The 17,822-nt window shown below is 64.0% G+C and carries 17 protein-coding genes and 1 tRNA gene; 7 read left to right on the forward strand and 11 right to left on the reverse strand.

Annotation, left to right across the window (positions count from 1 at the left end; genetic code table 11):
- Nucleotides 1–24: 24 nt before the first annotated feature.
- Both ISP20_RS16605 and ISP20_RS16610 read left to right on the forward strand, forming a co-directional pair.
- A complete protein-coding gene (locus tag ISP20_RS16605) occupies nucleotides 25–618 on the forward strand; it encodes a DUF4124 domain-containing protein (RefSeq protein WP_204637218.1) in 594 nt (197 codons plus the stop codon).
- A 73-nt stretch (nucleotides 619–691) separates the two neighbouring features.
- Nucleotides 692–1,609 (forward strand): branched-chain amino acid transaminase, encoded by a 918-nt coding sequence (locus ISP20_RS16610; protein WP_204637219.1) that lies wholly within the window; start codon nucleotides 692–694, stop codon nucleotides 1,607–1,609.
- 269 nt (nucleotides 1,610–1,878) lie between these two features.
- Here ISP20_RS16610 and ISP20_RS16615 read toward each other — a convergent pair whose 3' ends face one another.
- From ISP20_RS16615 to ISP20_RS16640, 6 genes are all read right to left on the reverse strand, one after another.
- Nucleotides 1,879–3,165: a sensor histidine kinase gene (locus ISP20_RS16615; protein WP_204637220.1), complete on the reverse strand. Its 1,287-nt coding sequence runs from the start codon at nucleotides 3,163–3,165 to the stop codon at nucleotides 1,879–1,881.
- Nucleotides 3,149–3,835 (reverse strand): response regulator transcription factor, encoded by a 687-nt coding sequence (locus ISP20_RS16620; RefSeq protein ID WP_046972192.1) that lies wholly within the window; start codon nucleotides 3,833–3,835, stop codon nucleotides 3,149–3,151. The genes ISP20_RS16615 and ISP20_RS16620 overlap by 17 nt, the downstream gene beginning before the upstream one ends.
- A gap of 301 nt (nucleotides 3,836–4,136) precedes the next feature.
- Nucleotides 4,137–4,628, reverse strand: coding sequence for a hypothetical protein (locus tag ISP20_RS16625; RefSeq protein WP_204637221.1), 492 nt, complete (start codon nucleotides 4,626–4,628; stop codon nucleotides 4,137–4,139).
- A 113-nt stretch (nucleotides 4,629–4,741) separates the two neighbouring features.
- A complete protein-coding gene (gene rimK, locus ISP20_RS16630; RefSeq protein ID WP_204637222.1) occupies nucleotides 4,742–5,659 on the reverse strand; it encodes a 30S ribosomal protein S6--L-glutamate ligase in 918 nt (305 codons plus the stop codon).
- Complete coding sequence (locus tag ISP20_RS16635; RefSeq protein WP_204637223.1) at nucleotides 5,656–6,111, reverse strand: ATP-dependent zinc protease family protein; 456 nt, start codon at nucleotides 6,109–6,111, stop codon at nucleotides 5,656–5,658. Before ISP20_RS16635 ends, rimK begins: the two co-directional genes overlap by 4 nt.
- 47 nt (nucleotides 6,112–6,158) lie before the next feature.
- Nucleotides 6,159–6,232 (reverse strand) — tRNA-Gly (locus ISP20_RS16640).
- Nucleotides 6,233–6,567: 335 nt separating this feature from the next.
- Between ISP20_RS16640 and ISP20_RS16645 the strand changes: the two genes are divergently transcribed.
- The 5 genes from ISP20_RS16645 to ISP20_RS16665 all read left to right on the forward strand — a co-directional run bounded on the left by ISP20_RS16645 (nucleotide 6,568) and on the right by ISP20_RS16665 (nucleotide 12,959).
- On the forward strand, nucleotides 6,568–8,883 hold the full coding sequence (locus ISP20_RS16645) for a DUF6600 domain-containing protein (protein WP_204637224.1): 2,316 nt from the start codon (nucleotides 6,568–6,570) through the stop codon (nucleotides 8,881–8,883).
- 89 nt (nucleotides 8,884–8,972) lie between these two features.
- On the forward strand, nucleotides 8,973–9,173 hold the full coding sequence (gene thiS / locus ISP20_RS16650) for a sulfur carrier protein ThiS (RefSeq protein WP_121882580.1): 201 nt from the start codon (nucleotides 8,973–8,975) through the stop codon (nucleotides 9,171–9,173).
- Between the two features lie 60 nt (nucleotides 9,174–9,233).
- Nucleotides 9,234–10,034 (forward strand): thiazole synthase, encoded by an 801-nt coding sequence (locus ISP20_RS16655; protein WP_204637225.1) that lies wholly within the window; start codon nucleotides 9,234–9,236, stop codon nucleotides 10,032–10,034.
- A gap of 4 nt (nucleotides 10,035–10,038) precedes the next feature.
- Complete coding sequence (gene trmB / locus ISP20_RS16660; RefSeq protein WP_204637226.1) at nucleotides 10,039–10,752, forward strand: tRNA (guanosine(46)-N7)-methyltransferase TrmB; 714 nt, start codon at nucleotides 10,039–10,041, stop codon at nucleotides 10,750–10,752.
- A gap of 389 nt (nucleotides 10,753–11,141) precedes the next feature.
- Nucleotides 11,142–12,959, forward strand: coding sequence for an SLC13 family permease (locus tag ISP20_RS16665; protein WP_204637390.1), 1,818 nt, complete (start codon nucleotides 11,142–11,144; stop codon nucleotides 12,957–12,959).
- 27 nt (nucleotides 12,960–12,986) lie between these two features.
- Here the strand turns inward: ISP20_RS16665 and ISP20_RS16670 are convergent, their stop codons facing one another.
- From ISP20_RS16670 to ISP20_RS16690, 5 genes are all read right to left on the reverse strand, one after another.
- Nucleotides 12,987–13,469, reverse strand: coding sequence for a phosphatase PAP2 family protein (locus tag ISP20_RS16670; protein WP_204637227.1), 483 nt, complete (start codon nucleotides 13,467–13,469; stop codon nucleotides 12,987–12,989).
- Between the two features lie 204 nt (nucleotides 13,470–13,673).
- Nucleotides 13,674–14,693, reverse strand: coding sequence for a glycosyltransferase (locus tag ISP20_RS16675; protein WP_204637228.1), 1,020 nt, complete (start codon nucleotides 14,691–14,693; stop codon nucleotides 13,674–13,676).
- 58 nt (nucleotides 14,694–14,751) lie between these two features.
- Nucleotides 14,752–15,882 (reverse strand): glycosyltransferase family 4 protein, encoded by a 1,131-nt coding sequence (locus tag ISP20_RS16680; RefSeq protein WP_204637229.1) that lies wholly within the window; start codon nucleotides 15,880–15,882, stop codon nucleotides 14,752–14,754.
- Nucleotides 15,875–17,077: a hypothetical protein gene (locus tag ISP20_RS16685; RefSeq protein WP_204637230.1), complete on the reverse strand. Its 1,203-nt coding sequence runs from the start codon at nucleotides 17,075–17,077 to the stop codon at nucleotides 15,875–15,877. Before ISP20_RS16685 ends, ISP20_RS16680 begins: the two co-directional genes overlap by 8 nt.
- Nucleotides 17,064–17,810 (reverse strand): WecB/TagA/CpsF family glycosyltransferase, encoded by a 747-nt coding sequence (locus tag ISP20_RS16690; RefSeq protein WP_204637231.1) that lies wholly within the window; start codon nucleotides 17,808–17,810, stop codon nucleotides 17,064–17,066. The genes ISP20_RS16685 and ISP20_RS16690 overlap by 14 nt, the downstream gene beginning before the upstream one ends.
- Nucleotides 17,811–17,822 lie beyond the last annotated feature (12 nt).

Consider the following 17,822-nt stretch of genomic DNA (forward strand, 5'->3'; position numbering starts at 1 on the left):
CGCCATCGAGCGTAAGCTCGATGGATGATGCGAGCCTGGCTGATCCTGCTGATCTTCCTGCTGCCACTCCGTGCGATGGCGCAGGAAGGCGGCATTCATCGCTGCATCGGCTCCGATGGCAATCCGTTGTTCACCGACCAGCCCTGCGCCGCGCTGCAGGCGACGCCGGTGAATACGCCGCCTGCCACACCGAAGCCGCAGGCGTCCCTGGACGTCGCCACGGCGACGCCACCGCCGGTGAGCTGCGCCACCTCGGTGGCCGACCTGCGCCAGGGCATGACGGACGCCTTCGCCGCGCGCGATCCCAACCGGCTGGCCGGGCTGATGATCTGGAACGGCTATGGGCGCGATGCGGTGGTGGCCAACATCCGCTCGCTCGGGTCGTTGATGCAGCGTCCCCTGCTGGATATCGGCACGGCAGGTGCGAGCGACGATCCGCCAGCGCCATCGACTGACAACGGCGAGGCCACCGGTCCCACCGCGACCTCACGGCCCGCCACGGACAGCGATGAACTGATCGTCCATACCGCCGCGGGCGACGGTAGCGGCATACCCCGTGAAACGCGCTTCGCCGTGGTGCGTCGCTCGGGCTGCCTGTGGCTGCGCCCTTCGGGCTGAGCTTGGTGCTGCGCAAAATCGCCGGCGGCGCGCTCGCGGTATCATGGCGCGATTTTTCCCCGGAGCCCTCCCCATGGCGCAGCAGTACCCCGAATGGATCTGGCAGAACGGTGCCATCAAGCCCTGGCAGGACGCCACCACGCACGTGATGGCGCATGCGCTGCACTACGGCTCGTCGGTGTTCGAAGGCATCCGCAGCTATGCGACGCCGGACGGCGCCGCGATCTTCCGCCTGACCGACCACCTCAAGCGCCTGTACCAGTCGGCCAAGATCTACGACATGGTGCTGCCCTACTCGCAGGACGAACTCGCCGCCGCCTGCCGCGAGGTGGTACGAAAGAACGGCCTGTCCGCCGCCTATCTGCGCCCGGTGGCTTACCGCGGCCTGGGCGGCTTCGGCCTTTCCGCGGAAACGCCGATCGACGTCGCGGTGGCCGCCTGGGCGATGGGTCCGTACCTCGGCCCGGAAGCGCTGGAGAACGGCATCGAGGCCTGCGTGTCGAGCTGGCAACGCTTCGCCCCGAATACCATCCCGGCCGGCGCCAAGGCGGGCGGCAATTATCTTTCCGGCCAGCTGATCGCGCGTGAGGCGCGCCGCCTGGGCTTCGGCGAAGGCATTGCGATGGCCTCCAGCGGCCTGCTGAGCGAAGGTGCGGGCGAGAACCTGTTCCTGGTCTTCGACGGCGTGTTGCACACCACGCCGGCCAGCGCGTCGATCCTCACCGGCATCACCCGCGACACGCTCAAGACGCTGGCGCACGAAGACGGCATCGAAGTGGTGGAGCGCGATATTCCGCGTGAATACCTGTATCTGTGCGATGAGCTGCTGATGTGCGGCACGGCGGCGGAAATCACCCCGATCCGCTCGGTGGACGGCAAGCAGATCGGCAGCGGCAAGGCCGGCCGCGTGACGCGTCGCCTGCAGGAACTGTTCTTCGGCCTGTTCAACGGCAAGACCAACGACCAGTGGGGTTGGCTGGAGCCGCTTTGATTCGCTGAGGACTTCAGCAGTTATGCAAGCGGCGCCGTGATGGCGCCGCTTTTTTTCAGAGTGCAGCGTTGGACCGTGCCTTCAGTCGAACGCGACCACCCCTAGCCGTCATTCCGGCGCAGGCCGGAATCCAGTAGCGTCTGTGCCCGGTTGTCGCATCGTGGCAGCCTGCTGTGTGAGCTCGCGCGAAACTCGATTGCATCGCTACTGGATTCCGCCCTGCGCCGGAATGACGAGCAAAAAGGGCCGGCGCTTCGCACGCCATCCCATCAACCGAACACGATGCTCGCGATGGCGCCGTTGGTATCCGTGCGCGGACGCATCGACACGTCCCAGCCGTAGAGATCGCACAGGCGACGCACGATCGCCAGACCAAGGCCCGCACCGCTGCCGCCTGCACCTTCGCCACGCACGCCGCGCTGGAACAGGCGCTCGGCATCTTCGGGCTTGATGCCCGGGCCGGTATCGATGATTTCGATGCGATTGGCGCTCACTTCCACCGTCACGCGACCTTCGAGCGTGTACTTGATGGCATTGCCGATCAAATTGGTCAGCGCCACCGCCAGCACCGAGGCCGGCGCATTCACGCTCACCGGCTGGCGCACGCTCAACTCCACTTCGAGCGGCTTGTCGCGCATCTGCGGACGCTGGCTTTCGATGACATCGGAAGCCACCTTGCCCACGTCAGTGGTTTCGCCACGCGTGGGACCGCGACGTTCGGCGCGAGACAGCAGCAACAACGCCTCGATCAGCTCGGTCGCCTGACGCGACGAGCGCTCGATGCGCTTGAGGCGTTCGCGCAACTTGTCGGTGAGATCGGGCGAGCCCTGCAACAATTCGGTTGTGCTGGAAATGACTGCCAGCGGCGTGCGCAGTTCGTGGCTCACGTCGGAGTTGAACTCGCGGTCGCGCTCCACCATCGCGGTGAGTCGCTGGGAATATTCATCCAGCACCAGCGCCAGCTCGCCCACTTCGTCATCGGCGAAGTGTGGCGCAAGGAGCTCGGCCTTGCCGTTCTTGCGAAAATCACGCAGCCGTTGTGCCAAATCGCTTACCGGTTTCAGAACTTTGCGCGATAACCAGAAGCCAAGTACAAGTGACAGCAGCCCAAACAAAAACACCGCGGCGACCACACTGACAATCAGCTGCCGCTTGCCCAACTCTTCTCGCGAAACGTCGTAGCGGACGAAACTGATGATGCCGTTCTCTCGGTACACCGCCAGCTTGTAGTGATGCGGGGTTCCATCCTCCGCCAGCTCGTTGATGTCGTGTATACCGGTATCCAGGTTCTGCCACGGCAGCGGCGCCTTGTAGATCGTGCGCTCACTCTTCGTCATGCCCGTGATTAGGCGCGAGCCCGGACCGGGCGCATCGGGATGCGCCTGCGCAAATTGGTTCGCATATTTCGCATCATCCATCAGGCTGGAGTTGACCAACTGGTCCTCCACCCTGCTACGGATGTTCAGCGCCGCAAACGCGAACAACGCGCTGAGGCCGAAACCGAACAGCGCGAACGAAACGACAAGGCGAAACCTGAGCTTACGCCTGGACTGCATCCGGTTCGACCATGCGGTATCCAATGCCGTGACGTGTGTGGATCAGCGGCTTGTCGAAGGGCTTGTCGATGGCCGCACGCAAGCCGTGGATGTGCACACGAAGGGAGTCGCTATCGGGCAATTCTTCGCCCCACACGCGCTGTTCCAGATCCTGGCGGGTGACCACCGAGGGACTGGCTTCCATCAGCGCCTGCAGCAACTTCAGGCCGATCGGATTGAGCTGGATCGACTTGCCCTCGCGGGTGACCGTGAGCGTGTCCAGGTTGTAGGTGAGATCGCCCACCTTCAGCACGCGGCTCTGCGGACCCTTGCCGCGGCGAGCCAGCACTTCCAGGCGCGCCGCCAGTTCCTGCAGGGCGAACGGCTTGGTCATGTAATCGTCGGCGCCGGACTCGAAGCCGGTGAGCTTCTGCTCCAGCGCGTCGCGGGCGGTGAGCATGAGGATGGGCGTCTGCTTGTGCGCTTCGTGGCGCAGCTTGCGGGCCACATCCAGGCCATCCATGCCCGGCAGGGTCAGGTCGAGCACGATCACGTCGAAATCATGCACCACGGCCAGGTGCAGGCCGGTGACGCCGTCGCCGGCGAAATCCACCACATGACCCCGGTCTTCCAGATAATCGCCGATGTTCGTCGCGATATCGCTGTTGTCTTCGATCACCAATACGCGCATGCATCCTCCATACGCAGCCGGCATGAGGGCCGACCGAGGCAACAAGCTTAACAAGCTTGTGCCGGGGAAAGGGGGCCTTGGCGGCCGCGAAACTGAACAAGTATCGAAATCGGGCAAGAAAAAAGCCCAGGCCGCTCGACTCGTGGTCGCTCGCCTGGGCTCAAGCTACTGCCCCGATACCGAAATCTGCTGTCACCAGACCTTGCGGAAAGTGCCAGACACATTGCAGTGGGGCCTTTATAGGTGCCCCGCAGTTACATCGCGGTTAACCGGTACTCACGCCACCGTTAACCGCCACCGCTCAGTGACCGCCGACGGCGCTCTGGCGGCTCTGGTTCTGGATGTCCTGCAAGGTGCGCTGGGACTGGTCGTTCTCCAGGTTGATCTGGCGCTGCGTCTTGCACACCGTCTTGGGAATGTTCGAACCCATCGGCTTGATCTGTTCGCACACCTGACGGTCGCCGTCGTGACGGGTCAGGATGGCGTTCACTTCGGACTGGTTGTTGAACAACTCGACCTTCGAAGGCTGGTCCATCGCATCGACCTTGCCGAACTTGTCGAACAGCGACTCCATGCTGCTGAGGTCGCGGGTGACCGTTTGCTGGTCGTTCTTGGGGATCGAATCGAACCGACCGCCGGGGGCCATCTGCTGACGAACGTGATCGGCCACTGCGGCGAATTCGTCCTTGGTGTCGGCCTTGACGTCAGGCTTGGTTTCCTTTGCGTGAACCGACGCCACCTGCAACACGAGCATCATCGCCGCCGCGACCGGCAGCCAGTACTTCCGCTTCATTGTTTTCCTCCACCCTGCGGCATCCCCCCTCGGGACGCGACCTGCAGGAATCCCCATGCTAGGCCGGGCTCCGGCACCGGGTCAAAGGCCGAAAGGCGGGTTTTGGCAAAAAATTACGCCGCGCGCTGCGGTTTGCGCTTCACCAGGGCCTGGCCGATGCCGGCTTCGCCTTCCAGCAACTTGATGATCGCCCCGGCCACGTCCACGCCCGAGGCGGCCTCGATGCCTTCCAGGCCGGGCGAGGCATTCACCTCGAGAATCAAGGGGCCACGCTTGGAGCGCAGCATGTCCACGCCGGCCACGCCCAAACCCAGGGCGGCGGCGGCCCGCACGGCGATGCGCCGCTCTTCGGCGCTGAGCGTGGCGGCCTTGGCGGTGGCCCCGCGATGGATGTTGGCGCGGAACTCGCCGGGGCTGGCCTCGCGCTCCATTGCGGCGACCACTTTCTTGCCCACCACGAAGCAGCGCAGGTCGGTGCCCTTGGCTTCGGCGATGAACTCCTGCACCAGGAAGTTGGCGTAGAGGCCGCGGAACGCCTCGATCACGCTCTGCGAGGCACTGCGCTTTTCGGCCAGCACCACGCCGGTGCCCTGGCTGCCTTCGTTGAGCTTGATCACGTGCGGCGGCTCGCCGAGCATGGCCAGCACGTCGGCGGTATCGTCGGGGTTGTCGCCGAACACCGTGGCGGGCATGTCCAGGCCCTGGGCCGCCAGGATCTGCAGCGAGCGCAGCTTGTCGCGCGCGCGCAGCACCGCATCGGACGAGTTGGGCGTGTAGACCCCCATCATTTCCAGCTGGCGCAGCACCGCGGTGCCGTAGAAGGTGCTGGTGACGCCGATGCGCGGAATCACCGCATCGATGCCCTTGATCGCCTTGCCCTTGTAGCGGATCGACATGTTGCCCGGCGCAATGCGCACGTAGCAGCGCAACGGATCGAGCACGCGCACCACATGGCCGCGCTCGCGCGCGACGTCGACCAGACGTTGCGTCGAATACAGACGGGTGTTGCGCGAGAGGATGGCAATCTTCATGAAACACCCGTGATGCCCGCCCGGAGGGGTCGAGGCTGTGTATAGGAAAGCGCAGGGTCCACCGCGAATCGCCCGTGCAACGCACTACGACCGAGCAGCATGGGAAACAGCATATGGCGCCTGTCGGTCAAATTGATGTCGACGGCAAAGCGCTCGCCGGCCAGTACCACGTCCGTGCGGATGAACCAGCGCAAGGTGCGCCGGCCGCCCGTATCGGTGACCGCCCGGCGATCCAGCGCCAACGTCTCGCAGGTCACCGCGATGCGATGCCGGCCGCCCACGGACACCGAAAAACGCAGCCACGTATCGCCCGCGCGCTCGAAACTCTCCAGCGTGTCCACGTGCAGTGAACTGCTACGCGCGCCGGTATCGAGTTTGGCTTTGAGCAGAGGAATGCCGAGCATCGGCAATGCCAAGCGCTCCCGCCAGCCGAGGGTGTTCACATCCGCCATGATCAGCGTACGCCGCGTGTAGGGAGCTCGTGGGGGTCGGGAGCAAATGGAGCGGGTGAAGGGAATCGAACCCTCGTCAGTAGCTTGGGAAGCTACAGCTCTACCATTGAGCTACACCCGCAACGCCCGACGATGGTAACCCGCCTCCGCGGGCCTTGGGAACCGCCGATGGCGAACGTCCGACGGATCGGTGCATCGGCGGCCGATGGCATCGCGACATGACGCAGCGGTCGCCGGCATTCATTTCGCGTTGCGCTCCGCCTGCCACAGCCGAACACGGCGTGAACCGGACATGGCGGCCGGCTGAACCACTTTTTCTGCGGGCACGGCCGGTCCTTGCGATGGACGGAGCACACATCCGCATAATGCGTCCGTCGGCGCCCGCAATCCCTATGCGTTCTTGCGGGTGACGCCACCCTTCCGCGATGCCCATCGCGTCCAGCTCCGGAGAACCCGATGCGTGTGCTTACTGCTTTCCTGACGTCGCCGCACCACCGGCGATGGATGGCAGCGGCCTTGTTGCTCTGTGCCAGCGGGTTGACCCAGGCGCAGACCCAGGCGCCACCCGATGACAACGGCGCCGGCGATCCGCCGTCGCGCATCGCACGGCTCTCCTATCGCGAGGGCGATGTGGGGCTGTTGCCGGCCGGCGAGAAAGACTGGGGCGACGCCAGCCTCAACCGTCCGCTGACCACCGGCGACCGCCTTTCCACCGGCGACGGCGCACGCGCCGAACTGCAGCTGGACAGCGGCACGCTACGCATCGCCGACGATTCCAATTTCGGCTTCCTCACCCTCAACGACCAGCTCACCCAGGTCGAACTGACCCAGGGCACGGCGAGCGTGACAGTGCAGGGCCTGGACGATGGCCAGAGCTACGAAATCGATACGCCCACGGTGGCGCTGGTGATCGATCAACCGGGCAGCTATCGGGTGGACATCAGCGAGGACGGCAAGTCCACCCGCGTCACCGACTTCGCCGGACACGCCACGGTCTATGGCGAGGGCGGCGCGCAGCGCATGGTGGCCGCGGGCCGCTCGTACGAGTTCGTCGATTCGTCGCTGAGCGTGGTGTCCATCAACGACATCCAGGGCGGCGACGATTTCGACGCCTGGGTGGATGGCCGCAACCAGCAGTACGCCTCCACCCCGGCCGACCCGAACGTGTCGCCGGACATCGTGGGTGCCCAGGATCTCAATCAATACGGCAACTGGCAGAACGATCCCGACTACGGCCAGGTCTGGTATCCCGCCAGCGTGGGTGCCGACTGGTCGCCCTATAGCGATGGCCACTGGTCGTACGTCGGCCCATGGGGCTGGACCTGGGTGGACGCCGCGCCCTGGGGTTTCGCGCCCTATCACTACGGCCGCTGGGCCCATGTGCGCAACCGCTGGGGCTGGGTGCCGGGCCCGGTCGGCGTGCGCCCGGTCTATGCGCCGGCGCTGGTGGCCTTCGTCGGCGGCGGCGTGTCGATCGGCGTGGGCGGCCCGGTGGGCTGGTTCCCGCTAGGACCGGGCGAGGTCTACAACCCGTGGTATCGCGCCAGCCGCGGTTACTACACCAACGTCAACGTCACCAATATCTATGTGCGCAACAACCGCAACCTGGTGATCAACAACATCAACAACCGCTACAACTATTTCCGCGATGGCCGCCCCATGCCCAACGAGCGGTACATGAACCGCGACGTGCCGCATGCGTTCCGCGCCATGTCGGGGCAGGATTTCGTGGCCGCGCGCAACGCCCGCAACCATATGGCGCAGGTCGACCCGCGCCGCTTTTCCGAAGCGGCGGTGATGCCGCGCGGCGTCAGCGGCCTCAACCCCGTGCGGGCGAGTTTTGCGCCGCCGCGCGCCAACACGGCGCGTCCGCTGCCGGCCGGCGGATTCCAGCGCGAGGTGGTGGCGCGTACGCCGCCGGCCGCGGGCTTCGGCGGTCGACCGGTGAATGTCGCCGGTGCACCGCGCATGGCACCCACGCCGAACAATGTGCGGCTGCTCAATGGCCAGGGTCCCGGCATGCGGGGCGCGAACCCTGCGCGCCCCCAGGATTTCTCGGCGGCACAGCCCAATGCCGGGCCTCGGGGCAATGCGCCCGCTGCCCGCCCGATGCCTCGCGGCGACAACGAACCGGCCGCGATGCGCGCGGGCGAGTTGCCCTCTGCCCGCTTCGCCCGGCCGAATGCGCAGCCGCGCGGCGAAAACAACCAGCCGCGTCCCGGCGTGAGCTTCATCCCCAGCGCCGACTCGGACCGCATGCGCGGCCAGGCGGCGCCCGGCACGCTGCCGAATGCGCCCCGCATCGAACCGGCCCAGCCGCAGCAGGCACGCCAGGACAACGCCGAGCGATTCCAGCGCGACAACGCCATGCAGCAGCGCCAGGACGTCCAGCAACAGCAGATGCAGCAGCGACGGGTCCAGCAACAGCAGCAATTGGAGCAGCGGCAGCAGATGCAGCAGCAGGACGTCCTGCAGCAGCGCGAGCGGATGCAGCAACAGAGGCAGCCGCCTGATGCCCTGCAGCAGCGGCAGCAGATGCAGCAACAGGAAGCCCAGCAGCGCCAGGCCATGCAGCAGCAGATGCAGCAGCGCGACGCCATGCAGCAACGCCAGCAGATGCAACAGCGGCAGGAGATGCAGCAGCGCTACGAGGCGCCCCGCAACAATCCGCAGCCGCAGCCCCAACAGGCACGGCCGGAGCAGCGTCAGCAGCAGCAGTCGAACCACGAGGAACGCCACCCGGCGCCACGGCGGGACGACCAGCAGCGTTGAGGGTCCGTACCGCCCTCGGGAGGCCCGGCACCGCCGGGCCTCTTCATGTCCGGGGCGGCATTCGGGCCGCCAGCCGCTACAATGGACGGATGCACATCACGCTCAATGGCAGTCCGCGCGACTGCGCCCCCGCCACCACGGTCGCCCAGTTGCTTGAAGACGCCGGTTACGGCCAGCGCCGCGTCGCCGTGGAAGTGAACCAAGAGATCGTCCCGCGCAGCCTGCATGCCAGCCACAGCCTGGCCGACGGCGACCGCGTGGAAATCGTCCATGCCATCGGCGGCGGTTGATCGCCCCGGCATGCGCGCTCATGCGACGCCAGGGCGTCGCCGCAGACTGAAGAACTCCCCATGAATATCAAGACGCTCGATGCTTCCGATCCGCTGATCATTGCCGGCAAGAGCTACGGCTCGCGCCTGCTCACCGGCACCGGCAAGTACAAGGATTTCGACGAGACGCGCCGCGCCAGCCAGGCCGCGGGCGCCGAGATCGTCACGGTGGCCATCCGCCGCGTGAACCTCGGCCAGGACGCCGGCCAGCCCAACCTGCTGGACGCGCTGCCGCCCGACGAGTTCACCCTGCTGCCGAACACCGCCGGTTGCTACAACGCCGCGGACGCCGTGCGCACCTGCAAGCTGGCGCGCGAGCTGCTGGACGGCCACAAGCTGGTGAAACTGGAAGTGCTGGGCGACCAGCGCACGCTGTTCCCCGATGTGGTGGAAACGCTCAAGGCCGCCGAAGCGCTGGTCGCCGACGGGTTCGACGTGATGGTCTACACCAGCGACGATCCGATCCTGGCCAAGCGCCTGGAAGAGATCGGCTGCGTGGCGGTGATGCCGCTGGCCGCGCCGATCGGCTCGGGCCTTGGCATCCAGAATCGCTACAACCTGCTGGAAATCATCGAGAACGCCAAGGTGCCGATCATCGTCGATGCCGGCGTGGGCACCGCCTCCGATGCCGCCATTGCGATGGAGCTGGGCTGCGACGGCGTGCTGATGAACAGCGCCATCGCCGGCGCGAAAGACCCGGTGCTGATGGCGCACGCCATGAAGCTGGCCATCCAGGCCGGTCGCGCTGCCTTCAAGGCCGGCCGCATCCCGCGCAAGCGTTTTGCCTCGGCGTCCAGTCCGATCGACGGCACCATCGGCTGATTCCATGAGCGATACGCACGACCACGACGACGCCGAACAGCCGCCCTTCATGCGCCGCATCCGCAGCTTCGTGCTGCGCGAAGGGCGCATGACGCCGGCGCAACAACGCGCCTTCGACGAGCACTGGGCCCGCTTCGGCATCGACTACAGCGGCTCGCCGCAGGACTTTGCCTCACGCTTTGGCCGCAGCGTCCCGCTGGTGCTGGAGATCGGCTTCGGCAACGGCGAAGCGCTGGCGTGGGCGAGCGAGCACGACCTGCAGCGCGACTTCATCGGCGTGGAAGTGCATGGCCCCGGCGTGGGCCGCCTGATGAACGCGCTGGCCGCGCGCGATGCCGGCAACGTGCGTCTGTACAAGCACGATGCCGTGGAAGTGCTGGAAAACGAGATCCCGCCCGGCACCCTGGCCGAAGCGCGCATCTGGTTTCCCGACCCGTGGCACAAGAAACGCCACAACAAGCGCCGCATCATCCAGCCCGACTTCGTGGCCCTGCTCGCCTCGCGCATGGCATCCAACGGCCTGCTGCACCTGGCCACCGACTGGCAGCCCTACGCCGAGCACATGCTCGAGGTGATGGAAGCCGCCCCCGCCTGGCACAACGAGCTCGGCCCCGGCCAGTACGCCGAAAAACCTGCCTGGCGCATCGAGACCCACTTCGAACGCCGCGGACTCAAACTGGGTCATGGCGTGTGGGATCTGCTGTACCGCAAGCGCTAGAACGAGGCACGCAGTTGCTCCCTCTCCCCTCCGGGGCGAGGGCTGGGGTGAGGGGCCACGCTGCCTCGACACTGTTTATTGCGAGCTTTTTTTGGCGCACACACGAAGCGCCCGCCTTAGCAACGCCATCTTGAGCACCCGCCCCTCACCCTAACCCTCGCCCCGGAGGGGAGAGGGAATCTGCGCCGTATGCCATCGCCATCGAGTAACCGACATGTCGGGCTCGCAGTGCATACACGGTTCACCAGCCCAGCGCAGCACACGTTTATACTCACGCCTCAAACAGGGACGAGTCGTCGTAGCGTGAAGCTCCCACTGCCCACATCCAACCGTCACCAGGATGCCCGACCAAGGGGCGCGCGCTAGTGGGACTTGCCCTCACCCCTGAAATGATCCTGGTGCTGGGGCTGGTGGGCTTCACCATGCTGATGCTGGTGCTGGAGTGGATCCGCGCCGACATGGTGGCCCTGCTGGTGGTGGTGGTGATCGGCCTCACCGGGCTCATTCCTTCCGAACGCGTGTTCAACGGCTTCGCCGGCAACGCGGTCATCGCGATCATCGCCATCATGATCATGGGCGCCGGCCTGGACCGCGCGGGCGTGCTCACGCTCACTGCCAGTTTCGTGATGCGCATGGCGCGCGGCGTGGAATCGCGCCTTGGCGTGGTGATCAACCTCGTCACCAGCCTCTTCAGCGCGGTCATTCCCAGCCAGGCGCTGGCCGCGCTGATGATCCCGGTGACCAGCCGCCTTGCCGCACGCACCGGCGTGCCGATCTCGCGACTGTTGTTGCCGATGGCGTTCTGCATCCTCACCGCCACCAACACCACGCTGATCGCCAACTCGCCACTGATCGTGCTCAACGACTTGGTCGCCAGCGCAAACGCCAATCTGCCGGCCGGCGCGCACACGATTCCGAAGTTCGGCCTCTTCAGCGTCACGCCGGTGGGCCTGGTGCTTGCGCTCACGGGCGTCGCGTTCTTCTACTTCTTCGGCAAGAAGCTGCTGCCCGAGCGCGAAGACGAACGCTTGAAGGTTACCCCCGGGCGCACCGAGAGCTACTTCGCCGATACCTACGGCATCGTTGGCGAAACCGCCGAGCTCACGGTCACGGCGGAAAGCCCGCTGGTCGGCATGAGCATCGGCGAAGTCGAGCAGCTCTACGGCGCACCCTTGATTCTCGCGATCAAGAGCGGCAACGATGCGCGCATGGCTCCGCCGGCGGACCATGTCATCTGGGTGGGCTCCGTGCTCGGCGTGCTCGGTCCGCGCGACCAGCTCAACCAGTTCGCCAACAACCAGCTGTGCAAGCTCTCGCCGCGCATGCGCCAGTTGGGCGAGCTGTTCAATCCCTCGCGTGCCGGCATTTCCGAGGCCGTGATTCCGCCCAGCTCACGCTTCCTCAAGCAGACCGTGGGCGACCTGCGGCTGCGCAAGCGCTACGGCATCTCGGTGTTGGCGGTGAACCGCGGCGACCAGGTCTATCGCGACGACGTGCGCTCGGTGAGCTTGCGCGCCGGCGACACGCTGGTGTTGCATTCCAGTTGGCGCGACCTGGTGCTTGCAAGCGAGGATCGCGATCTGGTCGTAGTCACCGATATTCCCAAGGAAGAACAGCGACCCGGCAAAGTCTGGCAGGCCGTGGGCTTCTTCCTGTTGGCCAAGTGTCTCGCGCTGTTCACGCACCTCGACCTTTCCGTGGCCATGATGACCGGCGCCATCGGCATGCTGTTGACCGGCGTGCTCAACATGGACGAGGCCTATAAGGCGATCAACTGGAAGACCATCTTCGTCACCGCCTGCCTGATTCCGCTGGGCTGGTCGATGGATGCCACCGGTGCCGCCGCCTGGCTCGCGCAGGAAGTGCTGCAGCATCTGGGCCACACCAACCACTGGATCCTGCAACTGTCGCTGGCCATCCTCACCCTGCTCTTTTCGCAGGTGATGTCCAACGTCGGCGCCACCGTGATGATGGTCCCCATTGCCATCAGCGTGGCCGTTGCCACCGGCAACAATCCATCGGCCTATGCGCTGATCGTCGCCGTTTCCTCGTCCAACACCTTCCTGCTCAGCTCGGGCCATCCGGCCCTGATGATGGTCGCCGGCCCCGGCGGCTACCGCGGCAAGGACTTCCTGCGCGTCGGCTTGCCACTCACTGCGCTTGTGTTGGTGTTGACGTTGGTGACGATCAATTTGATGTATCACTGAAACCAGGTTTCGCTCATGCCCAAGTCGTCAGCGCAGAAGATCGCGCCGATAGATCGTATGGTTGGGACTGAGCTGCATCGCTGCGAAACGCAATATTTTATCGGACGGGAAACGATGCCCGTATGTAAGCGGCAGCATCGCCAACAGAGCGAAGATCAGCAGCATTCGTCCGCCGGACACGGCCCAATACGACCACCGAGTGCGGAAAAGGATCGCTACGCCTGGCAAACCGATCAATAGGGCGCCGACGACTTCCGATACCGAATGGGCATGAAGCTCTATCCGCGACCAGGCAATGAGCAGGGCAAGCACAACGCCCGCCATACCGGCAACGGCTCGCTGGCAGCCTTCGCGACGCGCTAAAAGCACGCAGAGGGGCGGCCACACGACAACCGACATCGCCGTATGACCGCTGAGTCCCGTGAAATCGAGCGCACCGATACCTAGGTTCCATGTCATGAAGGCCAACTTGCTAGCGATCACCACACCCCCGACAAGCATCAGAAGCATGGTCCACGATAGACACATGCCTACCTGACGCCTTACGGCCAGCCACCCAGCGGCGAAGGCGAATGCCGGGAGCACAACACCGGTATCACCCAGTGCGGTAACGAAAGGCCACCACGACATCGAAGCGAACCTCCTTCGGACAAGGTATCGAAGCTGGAACACAAGAGCATGCTCAGACAGCGGTCGACGCTAAAGATCGCCCGCTCAGCCGCGCCTCTGAAGGGCTCCGGCGACAGCGCCCCAGCTAAATCGGTGCTTGTATGACTCGACAAGATCTGCGCGAGGACGTTCGTGACGGGAGATCAGCTGCTCAAGAACTTCCTCATCGTCCGCGTTGGTGGCGAACGGACGGGCCGTTGCAATGGCGACCTCGCGATGTACTTCGATATCCGAATAGAGAATCCTGCATCCGGCCATGCCCGCTTCGACGAGCGGCATGTTGAAACCCTCGGCATGCGACAAGCTCAGGAACAGTTCGCACGCGTTGTAGAGCCACGCCACTTGATCGTCATCGCAATCGGTTAACCACAAGACGTTAGACGTCGCTGCGCTCATCAATGCGCTTGCACCACCCCAACCCGGCCTGCCCACTACGACAAACAATTTTTCGGGCGCAATTTCGGCGAGCCGGATAAGTCGCTCATAATTTTTGCGCGGCTCGATGGTTCCTACCAGGAGCGTGAAGGGCTTGCCGACAAGATGGGCGACAGGTCGGGCGGATGTCCGCGCGAGCTGGATCCCCGGCGCGTTCCCGCACAGCATGAATTTTCTGGTCGGAAATAGTCCTTGCAACGCCCTACGGACCGGTTCGGTCGGGCAGAAGATACGGTCATACCGTGTGAGCAAATGCTGTTCGTAGTGCTTGAACATCAGCCGCCCCTGGAAAGACAGGGATGCAGAGCGTGTCCAGGCAAACTCATCGTGCAAGACGCGCACGAACGAGCAGTCCTGGCGAAGCATCGACGGGCTTGGCGGAAATGCGGCGCATATGAGCGAATCGGCCGGCGTCAGGGGATACGGCAATCTCGATGCAGACCTAATCCAGGAGAGCATTCCATGACCGACGGAGATGACGTTCCGCTTGCTGTTCAGTAGTTCATCGTTGGCCACGAGAGCGAACACATCGTCACGATCCTCGCGCGCAGCTTCGAACGTGTTGATGGCGAATCGCTCGATACCCGTCAGCTTGCCGCGCGTAGCCAGGACAAGATCATGGACGATCATGCCGTTCCCTCATCCAATTTATCAGGCAAGCCAAGAGTTGCCTGCGGGAAGCCGGCCATCATCCAACTCCATCCATGCATTGTGCAGTGTGGAACCCCTGCATCTGTCTTGCTATGGCATCCCAGGAGAAGTGCTTTTCGATATGCCCTTGTTGCCACGCCAGGCAGCGATCTCGCGCGCCCTTGTCGGTCAATGCCTCAACAAGATGCATGGCTTCATCGATGCTGCCCGCTGTAAATGTCTGCGCCTCACCGACAACCATGGGAATGCCGCCCACACGCGAACCGATGGCTACCGTGCCGCAATAGATAGATTCCGCACAAACACGCCCAAACTGCTCCCGCCACCCCGGAGTAGGCAGGCTGGGTAGCACGAAGATATCGAGCGCGCTGTAGAAGCAGCGCAGATCAGCCTTCTTGAGCGCTGGAAAACACTGCACACCCGAGGCGAGCAAGTCGTCTCGCAGGGCCTGGTCCCTCACTTCTCCGCACACCCATACGTCGACGTTGGTCTGCCGCTTGAGGTCGGCCAACAGGCGAAGTCCTTTCGCCTCCCATATCCGACCCGCATAGCCCAGGCAGAGCCGACCCGGTTCGCCACCGACATCCACACCAAATTTGGCAGCCATATACCGGCGGGCTTCGGCCCGGTCCATGGGCGCATACGATTGCCTTGAAACACCATTGCCGATAGGTGCCGTGATCTTGTCCCTGGGGCAGCCACGCGAAACCAGAACCTCAGCCACTTCGGGATTCTTGGGGAGCACGCAATCCACGCGACGGTAGACCCACCGCTCCAAAACGTTCCATCCACGCAGGTTTCCCTTCGAGTTGATGACAGACGACTCCAGGAAAACACTCTTCGACCGGCAAAACAGGCACGCGAAAAACGCCATCAGCGAGTGCGGCTCTTGATGGATGTGCAACACGCTCGGCGGACGACGCCATATGCGCCATAGCACCGGCAATGAAAGATAGGTGAGCCAATGGCCGGTAAAGAACGACGGCAGCAGAGACACCGATGGATCGGCGGATCTGCCGAAGGCCTTACCCATAAATCGATTCGGTCCAAGGACCTCCAGGTTGAAGCAGTCACGCAGCGAAACGTAGCGATCGTTGTAGTTTTCGTTGCCTGCTTCATGCCACACGATCGTTAGTGTCGGCAGGCGTGCTGGGGGATGGCTATGCATGGCTAATCGACCGGCTTGGCAATTTCCCCAGCGCACCCACTGCGATACCGAGAAATATGGAGGTCTTGATGGAGAGCATCGCTGAACCGAAGAGCGACGCAACGCAGAAGTACAAGGCAATCGCCACCGGCGCATGCGAGCTTCGCAGCCAGGCGATATCCAGCAGGTTGAGCGCAGCCACCATGAACAGCGCAAACCCGATGAGACCATAGTTGCCCAGCATGGACACCAGGCCAGAGTCGCCGAGCGTCAGGACTCGCAGGTCGCCGGCAAGCCACTGGCCGAAGGAGGCATTTGCGAACGACTCGTAACTCAGCGAGAGGCGATAGGCCAGATCTCCGCCCCACTTGCCGATCCACTGGTACGCCAGGTAGCCGCCAACGTAGACGACCGCGATCATCGTCCATGTCGCGATAGCCGGAGGCCGCCGAACGACCATGAGCGCCATGGTCAAGACAATGATCAGCGTCGATATCCGGGTATCCGCCAACAGCGACATCAGGACACACGCACAAAATGCCGAGAACAGACGTCTTCCCTGCCCACGGTAGAGGACTGAGAAAAGGATGAAGGAGATGGACGCGAAATAGCCGAGGGAAAGCGGCTCGAGAAAGATGCTTCCCGCACGATGGTGATTGAAGAACGAGAACACCGAGCCTCCGGCTCGAATCGCTCCGACATAGAGGCCATCGCTGTCGGCAGCCTGCTGAGCTGCCACCCACGCTCGCGTTGCGCGGTAGTAGGAAAGCGGATTGGCGATGGCGACGTACAGGTTGGGCAAGACTGTTTCGAAGATGGCGATGGCCAGCACCACCAGCACGAACCGCATCAACCAGCGCGTGGGAAATGGCCGAAACAGCGTTCCAAAGATGACGAAGATCGGTACCGAAACGGCGCCATATAGGCCTGAAAGGTCGTGACTTCCCTTGTACGCGGAGACCATGACCCAGGAACTCGCAACACCAACGACAACATAGAGGTAGCCCAGGGATACCCGGGCGCGGTATTTGAAGAGACACGCGACGACCATCGACGTCGCCAGAACCTGCACCAGCGTCACCACCGTCGTATTGACGCTGCCCGCCACCGCATTGAGAACGGCGAGCCCGAAATTGAAGGTGGCGCAAAAAATAGCCACCGCAAAGGGCAGGCGAAGATTCTTCTGCGACTCGGCAAGTCCGCTAGCGGTTTTCATTGAGAAGATCGATCTGCGTAGGCTTCTTGCGAAGCAGAGACAACAAGAAGTAGAAGCTATTGGCGTACCGGCGTGAAAGCCTTCGTGGCTCGCTGGCTAGCCGCCAGAGCCACTCGAGCCCAAGCCTCCCCAGCCAACCCGGCGCACGCCGCTTGGTCCCGACAAGGAATTCCAGCGCAGCCCCGAAACATGCGTAGTGGGCAGGCGCCAGGCGGCTCGCATGCTGCCAGATCCAGATCTCGGATTTCGGTGCGCCCACGCCAAAGAACACCTGCGTCGGCCGGTGCAGATTGATCGCCTCGATCAATGCCGTGGTTCCAGCCGCATCGCGCTCGAAGCCCGGCGGGGGAACAGCGTAGCCGCAACCATCGGGATCGAACCCTCTTGCGACGAGTGCCGCCACGATGGCCGAACCGACCTCGTCCGTGCTCGCCACGAAGAAGGGGCGATGACGCGCGGGATCAAGGCCCTTGAACATCCGGAGAAACATGTCCGCACCAGTGACATGCGGCACCGTCAACCCGGCCCAGAGGCGCGCGTATACCTGCAGCGGCTTGCCATCCATGGTCACGATACTTGCCGATCGATACGCGGCGCGAAAGTCGGGATTGATGCTCAACTCCCGCGCATGGTCCATGTTGCAGGTCACCGCCAGGCTCGCTCCGCGTGGCGGGTCGTTGAGCAACAACTCCGATATTTGCTCGAGCGAGAGCCCGCAGAACGCGATGCCCATGAAGGGAATAAC

The sequence above is a fragment of the Dyella kyungheensis genome (assembly GCF_016905005.1).
GTDB classification, from domain to species: domain Bacteria; phylum Pseudomonadota; class Gammaproteobacteria; order Xanthomonadales; family Rhodanobacteraceae; genus Dyella; species Dyella kyungheensis.